This window comes from Mesorhizobium sp. M0676 (genome assembly GCF_040320535.1).
Classification (GTDB): domain Bacteria; phylum Pseudomonadota; class Alphaproteobacteria; order Rhizobiales; family Rhizobiaceae; genus Mesorhizobium.
Genome location: NZ_JAMYPU010000012.1, coordinates 124,357 through 143,985, shown reverse-complemented (window position 1 = coordinate 143,985; position 19,629 = coordinate 124,357). Strand labels below are relative to the sequence as shown.

The window sequence follows — 19,629 nt, the reverse complement described above, 5'->3', positions numbered from 1 at the left end:
AAGCTCTGATATCATTCGCTGAAACAAATGCTCGCCGTTTTGGCACGGCATCATTGACCGCTCTGGCGCCTTCCCCTATGTACTCGGCCTTGCACAAGACAAAGAATTGATGCGCGCAGGCTCGAGAGATCGGCCGCGCCGTTTGCTGCGCAGATGGCCCGCCATCGAAGCGCGCAGCGTGACAGGAGCGTCGCCATGGCCGAGATGACCCCCGAACTGACCCCGCCTTGGGCAACCGAAAAGCCGACCGCCGTCCTGGTGCTGGCCGACGGAACCGTCATCGAGGGTCGCGGCCTCGGCGCCACCGGTTCCGCCGTTGCCGAAGTCTGCTTCAACACCGCGCTCACCGGCTACCAGGAAATTCTCACCGACCCGTCCTATGCCGGCCAGATCGTCACCTTCACCTTCCCGCATATCGGCAACATCGGCACCAATGACGAGGACATCGAGGACTTGAACCCGGTCGCCCGTGCCGGCGCCGTCGGCGCGGTGTTCAAGGCCGATGTCACCAACCCGTCCAACTACCGCGCCGGCACCGGCCTCGACCAGTGGCTGAAGAAGCGCGGCATCGTCGCGCTGTCGGGCATCGACACCCGGGCGCTGACCGCGCTGATCCGCGAAAAGGGCATGCCCAACGCCGTCATCGCCCATGCGCCCGACGGTGTCTTCGACCTCGACGATTTGAAGCGCCGCGCCGCCGCCTGGTCGGGCCTGATCGGGCTTGACCTCGCCAAGGAAGTCACCTCCGGCCAGTCCTCGGTCTGGCGTGAAACGCCCTGGGTGTGGAACGAAGGCTTTGGCGAACAGGCCGAGCCGTCGATGCACGTGGTCGCCATCGACTACGGCGTCAAGCGTAACATCCTTCGCCTGCTTTCCGGCCTCGGCGCCAAGGTCACCGTGGTTCCGGCCGGTACCGGTTCGGAAGAAATCCTGGCCATGCAGCCCGACGGCATCTTCCTCTCCAACGGCCCCGGCGACCCGGAAGCCACCGGCGACTACGCGGTGCCGGTCATCCAGGACCTGCTCAAGACCGATATTCCGGTGTTCGGCATCTGCCTCGGCCACCAGATGCTGGCGCTGGCGCTAGGCGGCAAGACCGCAAAGATGCACCAGGGCCATCACGGCGCCAACCACCCGGTCAAGGACCATACCACCGGCAAGGTCGAGATCGTCTCGATGAACCACGGCTTTGCCGTCGATGCCGACTCCTTGCCCGAGGGCGTCGAGGAAACCCATGTCTCGCTGTTCGATGGCTCGAACTGCGGCATCGCGCTGACCGGACGTCCGGTGTTCTCGGTCCAGCACCACCCCGAGGCCTCGCCCGGCCCGCAGGATTCGCACTACCTGTTCCGCCGCTTCGTCAACCTGATCCGCGAAAAGCGCGGCGAGGAATTGCTGGCCGAGCGGGCCTGAGCCCTACCAAGCAGAACTCAGCGATAATATCGCTTAACATAAAGCGATAAATCTGCGATATTCCTGCCGTGAAGACGATCATCCTCTCGGCGTCGGCAGCTCGCGATCTCGATAATCTGCCGGCCGATGTCCGCGAGCAGGTTACCGAGGGCTTGAACACTTATGCCATCAGCGGGCGTGGAGATGTGAAACGTCTTGCAGGCCGAGACGGTTACAGACTTCGGATCGGTCGCTACCGCGTCATATTTGATGAAGATCGCACGACAATCCTCGCGATCTACATCGGCAAGCGCGAAACGACGACCTACAGCCGGCCATAGGACAGGACATCATGAACGCTCCGCAAATCATAAAGACTTCAACCGGGGAAGAACTGGTTGTCATCCCGAAGGCCGATTACGAGGCATTGCTGCATGCCGCCGAGGAAGCCGTCGAAGACGCTGCGGATGTGGCGATCTACGATGAGCGGAAGGCCGAACTCAAAACGGAAAAGCTCCTGCCCGCCGAGGTGACCATGGATATCTTGCGGGGCTCGAGCCGGCTCAAGGCGCTGCGCAACTGGCGCAAGCTGACGCAAGCCGAATTGGCTGATGCCATCGGTGTCAGTCAGGGCTTTCTGTCGGACCTCGAATCCAATCGTCGCAAGCCATCGGCGCAGACCAGTACCATGCTAGTGAAGGCATTGGATGTGCCCGGCGAATGGATCGAAGCCTAAATTAGTTACAGATCTTACGCCACCGGACGGCCTTCACTGGCTTCCAGGATGGCGAACCATTGCTGGCGGTCGAGGCTGATTTCCAGCGCCTTGACCATAGCGGCCAGCCGCTCGGGCTTCATCGTGCCCAGCACCGGCACCAGCCGCGCCGGATGACGCAGCAGCCAGGCGATGGCGACAGCGGCGAGATCGCCGGCGCCGATCTCGGCAGCCACCGCCGCGATTGCCGCCCTGACCCGCGCCTCGCGCCCTTCCTTGCCGGTGAACAGCAAGCCGCCGCCGAGCGGCGACCAGATCATCGGCGCATAGCCGAGGCGTTGCGCATGATCGAGGCTGCCATCCATCAGCGCATTGGTCTTCAGCACCGACATCTCGATCTGGTTGGTGGCCAAGGCAAACGGCAGCCGCGAAGCCAAAAGGTCGAACTGCGACGGCGTGAAATTGGAGACCCCGACCGCTCTCACCTTGCCCGACTTGACCAGCCCGGCAAGGGCCGCCGCCGTCTCGTCGGCATCCATCAGCGGATCCGGCCGGTGCAGCAGCAACAGGTCGAGATAGTCGGTGCCGAGATTGGCGAGCGAACGGTCGACCGAGGCGGCAATGTGGGCCGCACTGGTGTCGTAATGCTTCAGCCGGTTCTGAGGCCGGTTGGCCGATGCCAGAATGATGTCGCATTTCGAGATCAGCTCGATGCTGTCGCGCTTGCCCTTCCAGCGCGACAAGCCGGCGCCAAAGGCAGCTTCCACCTGGTAATGCCCGTAAATATCGGCATGGTCGAAGCTGGTCAGGCCGAGATCGACCGCAGTGCCGATCAGCCGCGCGATCTGGTCGGCGTCCGGGCGCGCGGCGCTGTCGAGCAGGCGCCAGGCGCCGAACACCAGCCGCGACAGCGACAAACCGTCCTTGGTTAGCTCTATGCGGCTGTCATGGCTCATATCTGGGCTCCATCTTCCGCAGCGCCGGTGGCAACGCTTCTCACCGCCGTCGGCCTCGCAACTTTCGTCACAAAGACAATGACCGCAAGCGTCAGGAAGCACGCGCCAACCAGATAGGGGGCGCCGCCGAACACTACGGGCGCATTCGGTCCGGTGAACCAGGAAAAGATCGCGGTGTAGAGCAGCGGCGTGATGATCGAGGTGATCGAGAAGATCGATGTCATCGCACCCTGCAATTCGCCTTGCGCCGATGGCGGCACCTTGGCGGCGGCAAGGCTTCTCAGCGGCGGATCGGCCAGTGCTTCGAGGCAGCCGACGACGATCACCGCATAGATCATCCAGCCTTGCGAGGCGAAGGCGTAGCCGAAGGCGCTGGCCGCCGTAAATGTCAGGCCGATGACCGCCGTCTTCCACTCGCCAAGTTTGGGGATCACGCGTGGCAGCACCGTCGCCATGACGATCGCCCCACACAGGCCGAAGGCGCCGAGCGAGAAGCCGATCTGCTGCTCGCTCCAGCCATAACGATAATTGGACACGAACGACCACACCGCAGGATACATCATGTGGCCGAGCGTCATCAGGAAGAAGGCGAGCCCGATCCAGCCGATGCCCTGATATTGGCGCATCTGCAGCAGCGTGCCGACCGGGTTGGCGCGTTTCCACTCGAAGCGGCGGCGGTGCTTTTCATCGAGCGTTTCAGGCAGGAAGAACATGGCGATGAGGAAGTTCACGAAGGCAAGCCCGGCGGCAAAGTAAAACGGCACTCGCGGCCCGAACGTGCCGAGCAGCCCGCCCAGCACCGGCCCAATGACGAAGCCGACGCCGAAGGCGATGCCGAGCAGACCGAAATTCTTCGCCCGGTTGGCGTCGTTCGAGATGTCGGCAATGAAGGCCGACGTCGTCGAATAGCTGGCGCCCGAAACGCCGGCCAGCACGCGGCCGATGAACAGCATCGGATAGGACCAGGCGATGGCGCAGATCAGATTGTCGATCGAGAATGTAAGCACCGAGGCAAGCAGGATCGGCCGCCGCCCGAAGCGGTCGCTCAATCCACCCATGATTGGCGCGAAGAAGAACTGCATCGCCGCATAGACGAAGAACAGCCAGCCGCCTTCGATCGCCGCTTCGCTGATGCCGACGCCGGAAAGCTCCCTGAGAAAGGCCGGCAACACCGGCATGATCATGCCGAAGCCGATAATGTCGAGCAGCAGCGTGGTGAAGACGAGCGCAAGGCCCCGCCTGGCGGTTTTGGGGTCGATCATGATGGCGTCTGCTCCCTGGGACCGCCCTTGGGCGGGCGCCCGTTATAGGCGAGGCGCCACTTTGGAACAATAGGAGAACGCCTCAGGCGTTCTCCTCCTGACATCTGTTGCCGGTGGTGAATCGGCCCGCCGACGGATGCGCTTTGGACCGCGGTCGGCTGGAACTTGCGAGCGCCTCAAACCGGACCGGTCAGCGTGTTGCAATCCGACAGCTTGCCGCTCTTGTAGCCGCGCGCCAGCCAGCTCTGCCTTTGCTGCGACGTCCCGTGGTTGAAGCTTTCCGGAACGACATAGCCCTGCATCTTCTTCTGCAGCGTATCGTCGCCGATCTGCTTGGCGGCGTTGAGCGCCTCTTCGATGTCGCCCTGTTCCAGAATGCCCTTCTGCGCGGTGAAATGCGCCCAAACGCCGGCGAAGCAGTCGGCCTGCAGCTCGATGCGCACCGACATCTGGTTGGCTTCCGCCTCACCCATCGACTGCCGCATCTGGTTGAACTTGGGCAGGATGCCGGTGAGGTTCTGCACATGGTGACCGACTTCATGGGCGATCACATATGCCTGGGCGAAATCCCCCGAGGCGCCGAACTGCTGGTCGAGCTGCTGGAAGAAGGTGGTGTCGAGGTAGACCTTGTGGTCGCCGGGACAATAGAACGGTCCGGCTGCCGTCGAGGCGGAGCCGCAGGCCGAGCGGATCTGGCCGCTGAACAGCACAAGCTTCGGGTCCTCGTATTTCAGGCCCTGCGACTGGAAGATGCCGGTCCAGGTCTCTTCGGTCTCGGCCAGCACGGTCGCCACGAACTGCTTCATCTCGTCGGAAGCAGGCGTGCCGGCGCCGTCGTCCTGGCCGCCGCTGTTGTCGGTAATCTGGCCACCGCCACCCGGCAGCACGCCGCCGCCGTCGCCGCTGCCCAGGATCTGCGACGGGTCGAAGCCGAAATACCATCCGGCCAGCACCACGAGGACGACCAGCAATATGCTGCCGCCGCCGCCGGTGCGGCCGCCGATCGGGATGCGGAACTGGCCAGGGCTGCCGCCGCCCAAACCACCACCGCCGCCGCTGTCGCTGCGCTCGTCCTCGACATTGTCACTCTGACGGCGGCCCTTCCAGAGCATGGCAACTCCCCGTATGCAAATTTTCGGCTGGCCTGGCCGATGTCGTGGCCCAGTCCGACCCAACAGACAATTATCGCAATGGTTGCGCCAAGTCACAGTATTTTTCGTGGCAGCGGCATCGCGTTCGCACTCTGGTCGAGGCGGCATGCGCGCTGTAGCATCCGGTTCGAACGGGGGTGTCGGGACTTGCGGACGATCGGTCGATTTCTGCTGCTGGCGGTGGTGCTATGCCTCGGCCCGTTGCCGGCGCGCGCCGTGACGCTCGATTCCAGCGTCGCCGTGACCGATCCCGAGACATTGCAGGCGCTTGAGCGTGGCGGCCTCTCGATCAGCCGCCTGCTCGGCCCGGCGCTGGGTCTCACGCGCGAGGTCGACAATCGCGGCCTGTTTTCGGTGCGCGCGCTGACCCCTGTCCGCAACGCCGTCAAGCAGCAGATCGCCGACGAGCCTGCCAATAGCCCCGATCCCTATGTCGCTGCGCTGGCGAAGTCGAAGGACCCCAGCCAGAAATTCAACCCGAAATACATCGACGATGACGGCTCGACGCTCGACCTGACCGGCGTCGTCAACCGCATGGACCGCGGCTATCTCGGCCACACCGAATGCGGCGAGATCAGGCTGATCTACCGCTTCCACTATTCGGTGGCGGAGAAGCCCACGAAGGGAAAGACAGCGCAACGCATCTCGTCGCGGCTGCCGCTGACCATGAGTCTGGTCTTCAACGCCAGGCCCGGCGAGGCTCGCCCCCGCGCTTCGAGAGACCGTCCAAGCGCCACCGCCGTTTCCTGTGCCGAAATCGCCAAGCGCTGGCTCGCCGCCGGCCAGAAGAACCTTGCGCCCGAGCAACTGGCAGCCTGGCTGCGCTCCGACGAAGGGCCGCTCTCCAACGCCATGCTGAATTCGTCGCAGATCATGCGGCTTGAGCTGAACATGCAGGTTCTCCGGCTGTCGGCCTCGAGCCGCCGCGACTTCGGTGGCCACGCCGAATATCTCCTCAAGATTTTCAAATGGGACCCAACGACGTCCACCTTCCAGGAATCGAAGATGGAGAACCAGATCGACCGGAAAGTGGTTCTGGCCGACCGGCCGGCCTTCGCCAAATGGCTGCTCACCGACCGCAACATCTACGATCTCGACCGCGGCCGGCTGGTCATCGACGACAAATTCCTGGCGACCAGCGCCGTCTCGGTCGCACCCGGCGGCATGGCCAGATCGCAAAACAACATCGCCTATGGGCTGCTCGACGATGCCGACATCGACAAGGCACTGCAGGACTATGTCGCCAAGGGCAACGAGCTGCGCAGCGTGAAATCGGTGGCCGGCTTCAATCTGCGTCTCAACGAAATGACCTGCACCGGCTGCCACCAGACGCACGGCATTGCCGGCTTCCATTACACCGGCGCCGATCCGGCCAGCGAGCCGCGCCGCAACGCCGTCTTCGTCCCCGGCTCGGCGGTGTTCTTCGCCGACCTGCCTCGCCGCCGCGCCATCGTCGAGGACTTCGCCGCCGGCGGCCATCCGGATTTCTCACGCGGCTTCGCCGCCCGTCCGGACGCCAAACTCGCCGAAGCGCTGAAAGGCACTGATCTCTACAATGGCTGGGGCTCGATCTGCTACAGCGGCAAGGATGCCAGCTTCAAGGACTGGAGCTGCGGCGAAAGCCTGCGCTGCGCCGGCGTCCATGAAAGCGACATCCATCCGGGCTTCGGCACCTGCGTCAGCGAGGCGGCCACCGCAGTCGGCGACCCCGTCGAGTTCGGCGAGATTAAGATGTCGAGCTGGGGCAGCGACAAATATTGCCGCCTGTCGCCGGCCACCGCAAAAGCCTGCGCCATCGATCCGGCGCGCGACAAGAAACCGGTAATCAAGCTCGCCGGCTATGGCGCGGCGCGCCAACGCTACGACAACCCCGAGCAGAAGACCGGTGGCTTTCCCGGGGGCATGCTGCGCAAGGCAAGCTGCGACAAGCTTCCCGACGAGGCGACTTGCGGCCGCCTCGCCAAGACCGGTTTCAACGACTGCATCGCGTCGGGCAAGGACCACAAATTCTGCACCAAGGAATTCACCAAGACCGCCGGCCTGCGCGCCTGCGACAAGGCGCATCCCTGCCGCGAGGACTATATCTGCACCGCCGGCTACGACGATCTGGCCGCAGCCAAGCCTGGCAAGGGCTCCTGCATTCCGCCCTATTTCATATTCCAGTTCCGCGTCGACGGCCATCCGCGCAGTTGGGTGCAGGACACCGAGGAATGAGCGGCAGGTTGCCGCTTGCGAACAGAACTCAGATCTTCTGCTTGGTGCCGGCGCTTTTGCCGTCCGAGCTTTTGGAGCGTTCCTCGAAACGCGCGGCGCCCTTTTTCAGCGCATGGCCGGTTTCGACCTCGGTCTTGCGTTCGTCCTTTGCCGCTGCCTGCCTCAAACCCTCGGCCGCCTGCTTGCCCTTCGCGGTCGGTGCCTGTTCGACGCCCATGTTTTCCTCCTTGGCGCGCGACAATCACGCGCAACGTCAGGAGCAACGAGCCTGACGTGCGGAGGTTCCAGTGGTGCGGCCCCGGCACCCCTCAGCGCGGCGCGATCATCGCCTTGCGAAAGGCTTCCAGCGTCTCGGCGCTGACATGATGCTCGATGCCCTCGGCATCGATGCGCGCCGTCTCGGCGCTGACACCGAGCGAACGCAAAAACGCTTCTACCGTCTGGTGGCGGATGCGGCTCTCTTCCGCCACCTTGCGCCCGGCGTCGGTCAGGAACACACCGCGATAGGGTTTTCTGGAAACGAGCCCGTCGGCGCACAGCCTGGTCAGCATCTTGGCCACCGTCGGCTGGGCGACACCGAGCCGCGCAGCAATATCGACCTGACGCGCCTCATTGCCGTCCTCGATCAGGTCGGCGATCAGCTCGACATAATCCTCGACCAGCGCGCCGCGGCGCGCTTCGCGCTGCTGCCGGAACCCTTTCGAATGAATCTCGGCGTCAGGCAGCGGCTCCTCGCGTCCAACCGGTCTGTGCTTCAGCGCCAACACGCGCTCCTTCCTATCTTTTGACAAGAATCGGCTTTGGGCAAAGCAATCGCCCTTTGCCATTCATAGCACGGGCTTAACTGTTCCAGCCGTTTATTTCCATTCCATGGTAGGCGCAACCGGCGTTTGCGATCCCCGGCCGGCCTGCCGGTCGGCGCAACAGGAAGCACATACAATGAAATATAGCCTATTGCATAATGTTGAGCCCTGGCATAGATAGGATGACGTCAACCGATCCACCCAGTGGAAAGCCCTCCATGTCCGAAGCTGACGCTACCTTGGGATCATCCTGGCGATTTGACAGGCCGGAGGACAATCCTCCCAGCCTGCGCGAGGTGAACTCCACGATCGCGGTGCCGCAGTCCGGCGTCTGGTTCCGTCGCCTGTTCGCCTTCATGGGACCGGGCTACATGGTCTCGGTCGGCTATATGGATCCGGGCAACTGGGCCACCGACCTCGCCGGCGGCGCCCAGTTCGGCTACACGCTATTGTTCATCATCATGCTGTCCAACCTGATGGCGATCCTGCTGCAGGCGCTTGCCGCCCGGCTTGGCATCGCCACCGGCCGCGACCTCGCCCAGGCCTGCCGCGCCTATTATCCGCGTCCCGTCAGTTTCGTGCTGTGGATCGCCTGCGAACTCGCCATCATCGCCTGCGACCTCGCCGAGGTGATCGGCACGGCGATCGCGCTGCAGCTTCTGTTCGGCATTCCGCTGATCGGCGGCGCGTTGCTGACGGCGCTCGACGCCTTCATCGTGCTGCTCTTGATGAACAAGGGTTTCCGCTATCTCGAAGCCTTCGTCATCGCGCTTTTGATCATCATCTTCGGCTGTTTCGCCATCCAGATCTTTGCCGCTGCCCCTCCGGTCGGCTCGATCCTGCATTCGATGTTCGTGCCGTCGACGGAGATCGTCACCAATCCGGCGATGCTCTACATCGCCATCGGCATCATCGGCGCCACGGTGATGCCGCACAATCTCTACCTGCACTCCTCGATCGTACAGACACGCGCCTATGAACGGACCGAAAAAGGCAAGCGCGACGCCATTAAATGGGCGACGACGGACTCGACCATCGCGCTCGTCTTGGCGCTGTTCGTCAACGCCTCGATCCTGATCGTCTCGGCGGTGGCCTTCCATGGCACCGGCCATCAGGATGTCGCCGAGATCGGCCAAGCCTTCGAGCTCTTGTCGCCACTGCTCGGCCTCGGCATCGCCTCCATCCTGTTTGCGGTGGCGCTGCTGGCCTCCGGCCTCAACTCGACGGTTACGGCAACGCTTGCCGGCCAGATCGTCATGGAAGGCTTTTTGCGCCTGCGCATTCCGCAATGGGCGCGCCGGCTGCTGACGCGCGGCATCGCCATCGTCCCGGTGGTGGTCGTCACCGCGCTCTATGGCGAAAAGGGCACCGGCCAGTTGCTGGTCTTCAGCCAGGTGGTACTGTCGATGCAGCTGCCCTTCGCAGTCATCCCGCTGGTGCAGTTCGTCTCCGACAAGAAGAAGATGGGCAACCTTGCCATTCCCCGCGGCGTGGCGGTCCTCGCCTGGGTCGTCGCGGCGGTCATCCTGGTGCTCAACTTCAAGCTGCTCTACGACACCGTCTTCGGCGTCGGCTGAGTTTCATTCCCGACCGCGACAAACCGGCCGCTTGCGCTATCTTGATCGCCATCATGACAAGTGTCGAAGACGCCAGGAAATTTTACGCGCAACTGATGGCGGCCAATGCCGGCTCGGCCGACCCGCGCCTCGAAGAGGCGTTTGCCACCGTGCCGCGCGAGGCCTTTCTCGGTCCCGGACCCTGGGCGGTCGTCGCCGGCAGGGCGCTCACCACCGGCAACGGCAAGATCATGACGCCGAGCGCCGATCCTGTTCACATCTATCAGGACGTGCTGGTGGCGCTCGATGCCGACAAGGGCATCAACAATGGCGAACCCTCCCTGCACGCCATGTGGATAGGCAGGATCGCTCCCAGGCCGGACGAGGCCGTCACCCATATCGGCGCCGGCACCGGCTACTACACCGCCTTGCTGGCCCGGCTGGTTGCGCCCGGCCCGGTGACCGCCTTCGAAATGGAGGCCGATCTTGCTGCCAGAGCAACAAAGAATCTCGAAACCTACGGCAATGTAAGCGTCGTCCACGGCGATGCCGTCACCGGCGATCTGCCGCCGTCCGACATCATCTATGTCAATGCCGGTGTCGTCGCACCGCCGGCTGCCTGGCTGAGGGCGCTGAAAGCGGGCGGCCGCATGATCTTTCCCTGGCGCCCGTCCCAGGGCGTCGGCCTGGCCGTAATGGTGACCCGCACCAAACAAGGTTTTGCCTGCGACCCCTTCATGCGCTCGTGGTTCATCCCCTGCGTCGGCGCCTCGGTCGCCGGTTCGGCGGCCAAAATCCCCGACCTCCAGAAGGCCGCGCGCAGCCGTTCGATCTGGCTGACATCAGACAGGGCGCCGGACCGGACCGCCACCGCCATCATCGGCGATGTCTGGTTTTCGTCGCAGGCGCTTGGCGGCGGGCGACGGCGGTAGGTACTCTTGTCGGCCGCAGCGTTTTTTTGCCAACGCCTGTCGGGCGGCCGCCGGCCTGTCCGTCCTTAGATCGAAATCCGGCCCTGACGGCGCGGATCCTGGAAAAGGAAAATCCAATGCGAAAGATCATCGCCGCTACCTTCGTCAGCCTCGACGGCGTCATGCAGGCGCCGGGCGGCCCGGAAGAAGACCCGGTTGGCGGCTTCGAGTTCGGCGGCTGGACGTTCCACTACTTCGACGAGGTGGCGGGCGTGGCCATGGAGGAATTGTTCTCTAAGCCCTTCGCCCTGCTGCTCGGCCGCAGAACCTACGACATCTTCGCCGCTTACTGGCCGTACCAGAAAGATGCCATCGGAGATGCCTTCAACCCTGCGACTAAATATGTGGCGACGCATCGGCCGGATTCGCTCACCTGGGAAAATACGCAATGGCTTGGAGAAGATATCGTCGCGGCGTTGCGCCGCCTCAAGAAGGAAGATGGGCCTGACCTGCTCATCCAGGGTTCGAGCGAGCTGATCCAGACTTTGCTCGCCAACGGGCTGATCGACGAGATCCGGTTGATGATCTTCCCGCTGCTGCTGGGCAAGGGCAAGCGGCTGTTCGATGGTGGTGCGATGCCCGCCGCTTTCAAGCTGGTCAAGTCGCAGGCCACTACCACAGGCGTCATCATGGCGACCTACGAACGCGGGGGTGAGGTCAAGGTCGGGTCGTTCGCTACGCAGAAGCCGTCAGAGGCCGAGCTCGAGCGGCGTAAGAACTGGAAGTAACAGGGACAGGCTTGGCACCTTTCCTCTCCCCCGATCGACGGGGGAGAGGAAATGCAAGTTCTGTCAAGCCGCCACAGCCCGCCGTGCCAACCCACCCCGGATATACCGCGCGAACTCCTGCGCTGCCGGCGCCGTGCCGTACTTCGGCAAATGCAGATTGATGGAAAAATTCGGCAGCGGCGGCAGCCCGGCATCAAAAGCCAGGATGTCAAGATCGGCAGGCACGGTGGAGGCCAGCCAGGCGGTGACGGCAAGGTCGGAGCGCACTGTCGCGGTCGTCGCGTCGATGTTGCCGTTCTCGAACACGGTGCGCCATTCCAGCCCGTGCTCGTTCAGCGCCGACAGCACCACCGGGCGGAAGGCGCAGGTGTCGGCGACGATCGACACCGGCAGCGGCCGCTTGGCGCGGGCGACGCCGCCCTTGGCCCCCACCCAGACCAGCCGGTCAATGGCCAGGCACTCACCGGCCGACGGGCCGACCCGTTCCTCGATGACGGCAAGGTCGATGGTGCCGGCCGCGAGGGCCGCGGCAAGGTCCGGCGAAGCCGCACAGAGCAGTGAAATCTCGACCTGCGGATAGGTCTCGGCATAGGCCTTCAGCACCGGCGCCAGCAAAGTGCCGACAAGGTCATAGGGAACACCGAGCCGCACCTGGCCGGCGACCTCGGTGCCCGCCATCTCGGCCCAGATCTCGTCATTGAGGCCAAGCAACCGTTTGCCCTTGCCGAACAGCCGCTCGCCGGGCCGCGTCAGCCGCAAGCCACGCCGGTCGCGCTCGAACAGGCTGCAGCCGAGCGCTTCTTCCAGCCGCTTGATCTGCTGGCTTACGGCGCCTTGCGTCAGATGCAGCGCGTTCGCCGCCGCCGTCATGCTGGCCTTGTCGGCGACAGTGACGAAGGTGCGGATCAGCGCTGTGTCGAGGTTGCGGATCATGGTTGGCATTATATCTGCTAATGCCAACCATCGCAAACATTGCATTTACTGAAGTATGCGGAAGTCTACCATTGGGCTTTTGATGAAGGACGCCTCATGTTGCAGCCCATCTTTCCGCTCATCCTGTTTGCCTTCGTGGCCACCGTCACGCCCGGCATCGCCACCACCCTGTCGACTGCCTCAGGTGCACAGTTCGGTTTTCGCCGTTCCGTTCCCCTATTGGTCGGCAGCGCCGCCGGTCTCGCCACCGTGACCGCTGCTGCCGCCGCCGGGCTCGCCGGTCTGCTGCTGGCCATGCCTTCGCTGCAACTGGCGATGAAAATCATCGGCTCGCTCTATCTCATCTGGCTGGCAATCAAGATCGGCCGCGCCGGGCCGCCCAATCTCGATGTGGCGATGGCAAAACCCAACAGCTTCTTCGGCGGCGCCGGCATTCAATGGATGAACCCGAAGGGCTGGGCGATGGGACTGGGGGCGGCGGCCTCGTTCGCGGCCCTTGCCGACGGGCCGGGACAACTCGCGCTGCTGCTCGGCTCGACCTTCGGCCTCACTGCAGCCGTCTCGCTGTCGATCTGGTGCGTGGCGGGCATGGTGCTGGCACGGCTGCTCGAGACCGAATGGCAATGGCGCGCGCTCAACATCGTGCTGGCGCTGGTGCTGGCTGCATCGATCATACCGATGTGGCGGGGAGCGTAAACGCAGAGGTCGGCGCCAGTACCCCCACCCGGACCTGCGGTCCGACCTCCCCACAAAGGGGAGGTAGGGGAGCGCGCACTTTACCCTCCCCCTTGTGGGGAGGGCCGCGAACGAAGTGAGCGGGGTGGGGGTCCTGGTTCGCGAAGCGAACCAGCTCTCTCCTCAGACCGCGTAGCGGGCAGCAGGCTTGTCGGCGTGCAGGCTGCCGTAGAAGACTTGCCTTGCGCCGAGGAAGGCGTCGAGCTTGGTCGCATCGGCAAGTGCCGGCACGGTGACGGCTTCGCCCCTGGATAGGCCCACAAGCGCGGCATCGACCATATCGTCGGCGGACATGATGATCTCCTTCGGCAGATTGTCGATATCGCCACCGGCGAGCTCCCAGAAATCGGTGCGGGTCGCGCCCGGCAGCACCGCCTGGACCTTCACATTGGTGCCGGCGACTTCGCGGTGCAGGGCCTCGGTGAAGTTGACGACATAGGCCTTGGTGCCGCTGTAGATGCCGCCGAACGAGGTATCATAGGCGAGCACAGAGGCGATGTTGACGATGGCGCCGCGGTTGCGCGCAAGAAGCCCCGGCAGAACGGCGCGGGTCAGGCGGGTCAAGGCGATGACGTTGACCTTGATCATGCGCTCGGCCTCGTCGGCGTCGGCCGTTGCCACCACGGCCTGGCCACCAATGCCGGCATTGTTGACCAGCAGCGTGACGCTGTCGTCGGCTGCGATCGCCTGCTCGACGCGGCGCACATCATTGTCGTCGGCAAGATCGGCTGATATCACGCTGACCTTGCGCTTGTAAGCATATCGCAGCTTTTCAGCCAGTTCCTCCAGCCGGTCGGCGCGCCGCGCTACCAGCACCAGATCGTAGCCTTGCCCGGCCAGCCGGTCGGCATAGACCGCGCCGATGCCGGCCGATGCGCCGGTGACGACTGCGGTACCCTTGTTGTCCTGTCCACTCATTGTCCTGTTCCTTTTTTCTGCCCGGCGAGACAGGTCGATGAACCCTTGTCCCGCCCTGATCTCCAATTAGTGGCATATACCACTTTCCGGGAAGTAGGCATATACCACCATCTTGTCAACGGAGGCGGCAGAAACTATTTCTGCGGCAGGCCGGCAGCGGTTTTGCCGGCAAGGAGTCGTGATGAGCAAGACCGCGCTGCCGGGATTCAGCCTTTGCAACAACGCCACGCTGCGGCGCGCCGCGCGCAAGCTCGGCCGCTTTTATGACGATGTAATCTCGCCTTCGGGTCTGAAGGGCACACAGTACGGCCTGCTCTACCAGATCCATGTCAGCAACGAGCCGGCGATGGGCACGATAGCCGAAGCGATGGTCATGGACCTGTCGGCGCTCGGCCATACGCTGAAGCCGCTGATCCGCGACGGCTATGTCGACACCTTCGCCGACAAGGACGACCGCCGCGTCAAGCGGGTGCGGCTGACGCCGCAAGGCCAGGCCAAGCTCGAGGAGACGACGAAATTGTGGACCATTGCCCAGCAGCGCTTCGAGGCGCTGGTCGGCCAGCAGCGAGCGGCAGATCTGCGCGCTATGCTGGATGAAGTCGCGGCGCTGGAGTACGACGTGCCGGCGGCCGCCCCTTCAAGCTGAAAGAGCGGCCGCCGGTCCTTTGCAAAGATCTATTCGGCCGGCATGGCGACCGGCCGGGCCGCCCAGCGGCCGGCCAGCACCACGCCAAGCCCGATCAGCGGGAAGATGGCGGCGACTAGGCCGAGGTCGGCCGGCACGCCGTAGCGAAGCACGGCGCCGCCGGCCACAGCGCCCAGCGCCACGCCGAGATAGAGGGCCGAAGCGTTGAGCGACAGCACGATCGGGGCGGCGTCGGGCGCCAGCTTGATGATGCGGCTGGCCTGCGCCGGCGGAAATGCCCAGCCGACCATGCCCCACGGCACCATCATGGCCATCAATGCCGGCCCGGCGAGATGCTGCGGCAGGAAGGTCGGGATGACCGAGAGCATCACCAGCATGACGGCGCTCAGCGCCAGCGACCAGCCGACGGTGCGCGTCGCACCAAAACGGTCGGCCGCCTGGCCGCCGGCTATGTTGCCGATGACGGCGCCGACACCGAAGGCGAGCAGCATGCCGGGCAACGCAATCGGGCTGAGGCCGCCGCTCTGGATGGCCAGCGGCGCGATATAGGAAAACACCGAGAAGGCGCCGATCAGGGCAAGAGCGGTGGTCAGCAGGATCGGCATGACGCCGGGGCGCAGCGCCGCAGCCAGCCGCCGCCTGAGCGGCAGCTTGGTGCCGACAATTCCGCGCGGCAGCCGGTACCACAGGATGGCGCCGACCAGCGCGCCGAGCCCGGCAATGGCAAAGAAGGTCCCGCGCCAGCCGGCTATCGTGGCAACCAGCGCGCCGAGCGGTGCACCCAGCGCAACCGCCACCGTGGTTCCGCCGACGACGACTGCAATGGCCCGCGCCCGGTGGTGGTCATCGACCAGCGCCACCGCCGTGCCTTGAGCGGTCGCGGCAAACAAGCCTGACGACAGCGCCATGATGATGCGGGCAATGAGCAGCAGTTCGAAGGACGAGCTCAGCGCCGCCACCACATTGCCGATGACGAAGAACGCCAGCGTCCACAAGATGACGCGGCGCCGGTCCCATTCGCCGGTCAGCGTTGCCAGGATCGGCGTGCCGATGGCGTAAGCCAGCGCGAAGGCGGTGATCAGCGTGCCGGCGAGCGGAATGGAAATGCGGGCGTCGGTGGCGATATCAGGCAGCAGGCTGGAGATGACGAAGCCTTCGGTCGAGATCGTGAACGATCCGAGCGCAAGCCAGAAAAGGCGCTTGTCCATAGGGCGTGTCCTTAGTTCAAAAGTTATTGAACAATTGGACATAACAGGGCGTGATGTCAATGAAGCCAGATGAAAATAGCTGAAGCCTGCTGACAGCCCTGTGTCAGGACAGCCATTGGGCCAATCGCGAAGCGGACTGTGCATGCCCGCGAAACATGGACGCGTTGAAATCGCCACCGACTGTGCTTAGTTTCGGGCCATGACTTTGCCGCACCCCAATACAGACCAGATCAGCCTGCCGGTTGTGCTCGGCGTGCTTGGCGACCCGACCCGGCTCGCCATCGTGCGCTATCTCGCCAGCAAGGAAGGCGTGCCGCTGAACTGCAGCCGGTTCCTCGACCTCGGCTCCAAGACCAATCTCAGCTATCACCTGGCCAAACTGCGCGAGGCCGGCGTCACCCGCGCCGAAGTGGCCGGCACCAACCGGATGATCACGCTGCGCCGCGCCGACCTCGACGCTCGCTTCCCCGGCCTGCTCGACAGCGTGATTGCGGCGGCCGGAGATGATCCGGCTCTGCCCATCGTCGGCGGCCACGACATCGAAATGCCGGCGTAGCTGGTGCCGAAGTCAGGCCGCTCCTAGCGCTGCCAAAAACCGATATGCGGGGCGAGGAGCTCCTCGTCCATCTCGGGGAAGGGTCCGTGGACCTCGACCGGCTTCTGCCCGGAGCCGAGGACTGTGCGCGACGAGAGGTTCATCGTCGGATTCTCGGCGTGGTTGCCAGTCAGCGCGAGAAGCTTGGTCTCCTCGAAGCCGTAGACCAGCCGGCCGATATTGGCCCAGTACAGCGTTCCCGTGCACATCGCACAGGGCTCGCCGGTTGTGACCAGCGTGCAGGACCAGAGGAAATCCGGCGGATAGGTGTCGGCGGCACGCCGGGAGAGCTCGGTTTCGGCGTGGCGGACGGTGTTGATGTTGCCTTGCCGCATCAGGATGCGATCGTCGGGGCCGACGAGCACGCAGCCGAAAGGATGGTGCCCGTGCGCGGCAGTCTCGCGCGCGACATCATTGGCGGCGCGAAGGTGGGCAACCATCTGGTCGCGGGTCATCGCCTGTCCTCCCCCGGATGAACTCTGGAGCGGCGTGGACGCTAGCAGATGGAGTGCTTCCGCGATAGGCGGGGCTCCCGGCTGTCTCAAACGATCTCAAGGGCTTGATAATGAAGGCAGCGGCTTGATAGGAAGCCGGGCCGCAAGCCTCAACGGGCTGCACCAAGGAGCCCGCCGCATGCGCATTGCCGTTCTCGCCGACATCCATGGCAATGTGCTGGCGCTGGATGCCGTGCTCGCCGATCTAGCGCGGCGCGGCGGCGCCGATCTCACCGTCAACCTTGGCGACTGTGTCTCCGGCCCGCTCTGGCCGCGCGAGACGTTCGAGCGGCTCGAAGCGCTCGACCTGCCGACGGTGCGCGGCAACCATGACCGCCGCGTCGCCGTCGATCCGGCCGACGATATGATGTGGGCTTCAGACCGCTATGCGCAGGAACGGCTGACATCAGCGCAGCGCGAAGCCCTGCTCGCCCTGCCCTTCACGCTGGAGATTGTTCCCGGCGTAGTCGCTTTCCATGCGCGGCCCGACCATGACGAGAAATACCTGCTCGACGCGATCGTCGATGGCCAACTGGTGCGCGCGCCGCTTGCCGCTATTCAGCGGCGGTTGCAGGCGCTGGACCCGGCCTGCCGCATCGTGCTGTGCGGCCACAGCCACCGCGCGGAACTGGTCCGTATCCCCGGCGGCCCCTTGCTCTTCAATCCCGGCAGCGTCGGCGCCCCCGCCTATGAAGATGACACGCCCCCGGCGCATGTTTCGGAGCAAGGCAGCCCGCATGCGCGCTACGGCATCCTCACCTTGGATGGCGATGGTCCAGACCGTTTCGAGACCATCGCCGTCGACTACGACCACGAAGCGGCGGCGAGACAGGCCGCACAGGCGGGCCGACCGGAATGGGCCCATGCGCTGAGGACCGGCTTCATGCCCAAACCCTCTTGGCAAGGCTCCGCTTGACCGCACGGCTGCGTCCTGCTTCCGCCTCGCGGCACCAAACATCGGACGCATTTTCAGACTTACATGGCCGCGTATCGTCCCTTATAAAACCGCCTTGGCTTACGGCGGATTGCTGCCGCAAGGGTAATCGGCGCACGGCCAAATGATGAGGCGCACAATCCGAACCATTTTGCATCGACTGACTGGCGCTCCGCTCCTGCGGGCAGCCCGGTTGTTGGCGGGTCCGTTGGTGGTGGGCCCGTTGTTGGTGAGCTTGCCGGCCAATGCCGAGGACGCGCCTGCTGACATCGTTTCCATCGTGACCGAGCTCGGCCCAGGCGATCTCCTCAACATCCGCGCGACGCCGTCGCCTGTGGGCAGAACCCAGGCGCGCCTGCCGATCGGGTCGAGCGTCAAGAATTTCGGCTGCAGCGAGGTGGACGGCCACCGCTGGTGCAAGGTCGAGGAGATTGACAATCCACTGGTCAAAGGCTGGGCGCCCGCGCGCTATCTTATCCCCGACAATCCGACCGTGGTCGAAGTTGACGCCGTGCCGCCCCAGGTGACCGCCAGCGCTGAAGCCGGCGGCCCGGCGCTCGCGCCCGACATGCCGACGCAGCCGGCCGACGTGGCCGCAACACCCCCAGCAACTGCACCTGCCGCCTCTGCCGCTCCGGCTGCACCCACTCAGGGTGCACCCACCCCGGCTGCACCCGCGCCGGCCCCACTCGACCTGACGGAGCGCCTTGGCGGCACGGATCCAGGCGCGCCGAAGTCCGCCGCCGAGATCGGCAGGACCGCCATGCAGGATGCTTACGGCCTTGCCTTCGCAGCGAATGAAAGCCCGCCGATGGACGAAATCCCCGCCACAGAGGCTCCGGCAACGGAGGCCACAGGGACGCCGGAACTCGCCGCCGCCGCGTCTGCGGGAGCAGCGCCGGATACAGCGTCCGCGCCGGGGGTACCATCCCCGACGCCACGGCCAGACCAGGCCAAAGCTGCGACCGCTACGCAAACCGTTGCACGGCTGGAACCCCCGCCCGCCCTCGGCGCCACCGCCGAGATCCCCTGCGCTCGTTATGTCGGCCAGCCGATGACCCGCTGCGCCGTCAACATCGTCCACAATGGCGCCGACAAGGCAGACATCACCGTGACCTGGCCCGATGGCGGCACGCGCGTCATCTCCTTCTCTGCCGGCATGCCGGCCAACTCGGATTCGCCCAGCGAGTTCCGCTTCACAAGGGAAGGCAGCCTCAACATGATCCGCATCGGCGCTGCCGAGCGGTTTGAGATTACGGATCAGCTCGCGCTGGGGGATTAGGTGTTGGGCAGTAGGGAATAGGCAGTAGACGCCTTAACCTCGCTCCTGCCCAATCCCACTGCCTGATCCCTACTGCCTAATCCCTACTGCCTGGCCTCATTTTCGGGGTTACATCTCCCAAAACTCTTCCCTATAA

Annotated in this window: 21 protein-coding genes; 12 read left to right on the top strand and 9 right to left on the bottom strand. The window is 64.5% G+C overall.

Annotated features, from left to right (window positions below; all coding sequences use genetic code 11):
• Positions 1-195 precede the first annotated feature (195 nt).
• The 3 genes from carA (at position 196) to NKI35_RS15760 (ending at position 2,128) form a co-directional block, all read left to right on the top strand.
• A complete protein-coding gene (gene carA / locus NKI35_RS15770; protein WP_352740752.1) occupies positions 196-1,413 on the top strand; it encodes a glutamine-hydrolyzing carbamoyl-phosphate synthase small subunit in 1,218 nt (405 codons plus the stop codon).
• A 68-nt stretch (positions 1,414-1,481) separates the two neighbouring features.
• Complete coding sequence (locus NKI35_RS15765) at positions 1,482-1,733, top strand: type II toxin-antitoxin system RelE family toxin (protein WP_023711204.1); 252 nt, start codon at positions 1,482-1,484, stop codon at positions 1,731-1,733.
• 11 nt (positions 1,734-1,744) lie between these two features.
• On the top strand, positions 1,745-2,128 hold the full coding sequence (locus NKI35_RS15760; protein WP_352740749.1) for a helix-turn-helix domain-containing protein: 384 nt from the start codon (positions 1,745-1,747) through the stop codon (positions 2,126-2,128).
• A gap of 14 nt (positions 2,129-2,142) precedes the next feature.
• Here the strand turns inward: NKI35_RS15760 and NKI35_RS15755 are convergent, their stop codons facing one another.
• The 3 genes from NKI35_RS15755 to ypfJ all read right to left on the bottom strand — a co-directional run bounded on the left by NKI35_RS15755 (position 2,143) and on the right by ypfJ (position 5,437).
• Positions 2,143-3,063 carry an aldo/keto reductase gene (locus tag NKI35_RS15755; protein ID WP_352740747.1) on the bottom strand — a complete coding sequence of 307 codons (921 nt, stop codon included), beginning with the start codon at positions 3,061-3,063 and terminating at the stop codon, positions 2,143-2,145.
• Positions 3,060-4,325: a TCR/Tet family MFS transporter gene (locus NKI35_RS15750; protein WP_023701149.1), complete on the bottom strand. Its 1,266-nt coding sequence runs from the start codon at positions 4,323-4,325 to the stop codon at positions 3,060-3,062. Before NKI35_RS15750 ends, NKI35_RS15755 begins: the two co-directional genes overlap by 4 nt.
• Before the next feature lie 176 nt (positions 4,326-4,501).
• On the bottom strand, positions 4,502-5,437 hold the full coding sequence (gene ypfJ, locus NKI35_RS15745; protein WP_023828078.1) for a KPN_02809 family neutral zinc metallopeptidase: 936 nt from the start codon (positions 5,435-5,437) through the stop codon (positions 4,502-4,504).
• Between the two features lie 186 nt (positions 5,438-5,623).
• Between ypfJ and NKI35_RS15740 the strand changes: the two genes are divergently transcribed.
• Positions 5,624-7,690, top strand: coding sequence for a hypothetical protein (locus tag NKI35_RS15740; protein ID WP_031203825.1), 2,067 nt, complete (start codon positions 5,624-5,626; stop codon positions 7,688-7,690).
• A 28-nt stretch (positions 7,691-7,718) separates the two neighbouring features.
• Here NKI35_RS15740 and NKI35_RS15735 read toward each other — a convergent pair whose 3' ends face one another.
• Together NKI35_RS15735 and mntR are read right to left on the bottom strand one after the other, a co-directional pair.
• The gene (locus NKI35_RS15735; RefSeq protein ID WP_023672434.1) at positions 7,719-7,907 is read right to left on the bottom strand and encodes a hypothetical protein; all 189 of its coding nucleotides are present in this window, start codon (positions 7,905-7,907) and stop codon (positions 7,719-7,721) included.
• A 91-nt stretch (positions 7,908-7,998) separates the two neighbouring features.
• Complete coding sequence (mntR, locus tag NKI35_RS15730) at positions 7,999-8,454, bottom strand: manganese-binding transcriptional regulator MntR (RefSeq protein ID WP_023672433.1); 456 nt, start codon at positions 8,452-8,454, stop codon at positions 7,999-8,001.
• Between the two features lie 257 nt (positions 8,455-8,711).
• Between mntR and NKI35_RS15725 the strand changes: the two genes are divergently transcribed.
• The 3 genes from NKI35_RS15725 to NKI35_RS15715 all read left to right on the top strand — a co-directional run bounded on the left by NKI35_RS15725 (position 8,712) and on the right by NKI35_RS15715 (position 11,748).
• Positions 8,712-10,070 (top strand): Nramp family divalent metal transporter, encoded by a 1,359-nt coding sequence (locus NKI35_RS15725; protein ID WP_023672432.1) that lies wholly within the window; start codon positions 8,712-8,714, stop codon positions 10,068-10,070.
• Positions 10,071-10,123: 53 nt separating this feature from the next.
• Positions 10,124-10,981: a protein-L-isoaspartate O-methyltransferase family protein gene (locus NKI35_RS15720; RefSeq protein ID WP_023821924.1), complete on the top strand. Its 858-nt coding sequence runs from the start codon at positions 10,124-10,126 to the stop codon at positions 10,979-10,981.
• Between the two features lie 116 nt (positions 10,982-11,097).
• On the top strand, positions 11,098-11,748 hold the full coding sequence (locus tag NKI35_RS15715; RefSeq protein ID WP_023731609.1) for a dihydrofolate reductase family protein: 651 nt from the start codon (positions 11,098-11,100) through the stop codon (positions 11,746-11,748).
• Positions 11,749-11,811: 63 nt separating this feature from the next.
• Here NKI35_RS15715 and NKI35_RS15710 read toward each other — a convergent pair whose 3' ends face one another.
• Positions 11,812-12,690 (bottom strand): LysR family transcriptional regulator, encoded by an 879-nt coding sequence (locus NKI35_RS15710; RefSeq protein WP_373420136.1) that lies wholly within the window; start codon positions 12,688-12,690, stop codon positions 11,812-11,814.
• 87 nt (positions 12,691-12,777) lie between these two features.
• Between NKI35_RS15710 and NKI35_RS15705 the strand changes: the two genes are divergently transcribed.
• Positions 12,778-13,377 carry a LysE family translocator gene (locus NKI35_RS15705; RefSeq protein ID WP_023689744.1) on the top strand — a complete coding sequence of 200 codons (600 nt, stop codon included), beginning with the start codon at positions 12,778-12,780 and terminating at the stop codon, positions 13,375-13,377.
• Positions 13,378-13,539: 162 nt separating this feature from the next.
• Here the strand turns inward: NKI35_RS15705 and NKI35_RS15700 are convergent, their stop codons facing one another.
• Complete coding sequence (locus NKI35_RS15700) at positions 13,540-14,334, bottom strand: SDR family NAD(P)-dependent oxidoreductase (protein ID WP_023689743.1); 795 nt, start codon at positions 14,332-14,334, stop codon at positions 13,540-13,542.
• A 181-nt stretch (positions 14,335-14,515) separates the two neighbouring features.
• Between NKI35_RS15700 and NKI35_RS15695 the strand changes: the two genes are divergently transcribed.
• Positions 14,516-14,980 carry a MarR family winged helix-turn-helix transcriptional regulator gene (locus tag NKI35_RS15695; RefSeq protein WP_023689742.1) on the top strand — a complete coding sequence of 155 codons (465 nt, stop codon included), beginning with the start codon at positions 14,516-14,518 and terminating at the stop codon, positions 14,978-14,980.
• A 29-nt stretch (positions 14,981-15,009) separates the two neighbouring features.
• Here the strand turns inward: NKI35_RS15695 and NKI35_RS15690 are convergent, their stop codons facing one another.
• Complete coding sequence (locus NKI35_RS15690; protein ID WP_023744337.1) at positions 15,010-16,188, bottom strand: MFS transporter; 1,179 nt, start codon at positions 16,186-16,188, stop codon at positions 15,010-15,012.
• A 199-nt stretch (positions 16,189-16,387) separates the two neighbouring features.
• Between NKI35_RS15690 and NKI35_RS15685 the strand changes: the two genes are divergently transcribed.
• Positions 16,388-16,744, top strand: a complete 357-nt coding sequence (locus tag NKI35_RS15685; protein ID WP_023683780.1) for an ArsR/SmtB family transcription factor — start codon at positions 16,388-16,390, stop codon at positions 16,742-16,744.
• Between the two features lie 23 nt (positions 16,745-16,767).
• On the opposite strand, the gene NKI35_RS15680 is transcribed toward NKI35_RS15685, so the two are convergent.
• The gene (locus NKI35_RS15680) at positions 16,768-17,238 is read right to left on the bottom strand and encodes a nucleoside deaminase (protein ID WP_023672423.1); all 471 of its coding nucleotides are present in this window, start codon (positions 17,236-17,238) and stop codon (positions 16,768-16,770) included.
• 178 nt (positions 17,239-17,416) lie between these two features.
• Here NKI35_RS15680 and NKI35_RS15675 point away from each other — a divergent pair, with 178 nt between their 5' ends.
• Positions 17,417-18,193 carry a metallophosphoesterase family protein gene (locus NKI35_RS15675; RefSeq protein ID WP_023672422.1) on the top strand — a complete coding sequence of 259 codons (777 nt, stop codon included), beginning with the start codon at positions 17,417-17,419 and terminating at the stop codon, positions 18,191-18,193.
• Positions 18,194-18,434: 241 nt separating this feature from the next.
• Complete coding sequence (locus tag NKI35_RS15670) at positions 18,435-19,493, top strand: SH3 domain-containing protein (RefSeq protein ID WP_352740744.1); 1,059 nt, start codon at positions 18,435-18,437, stop codon at positions 19,491-19,493.
• The last annotated feature ends 136 nt before the right edge of the window (positions 19,494-19,629 follow it).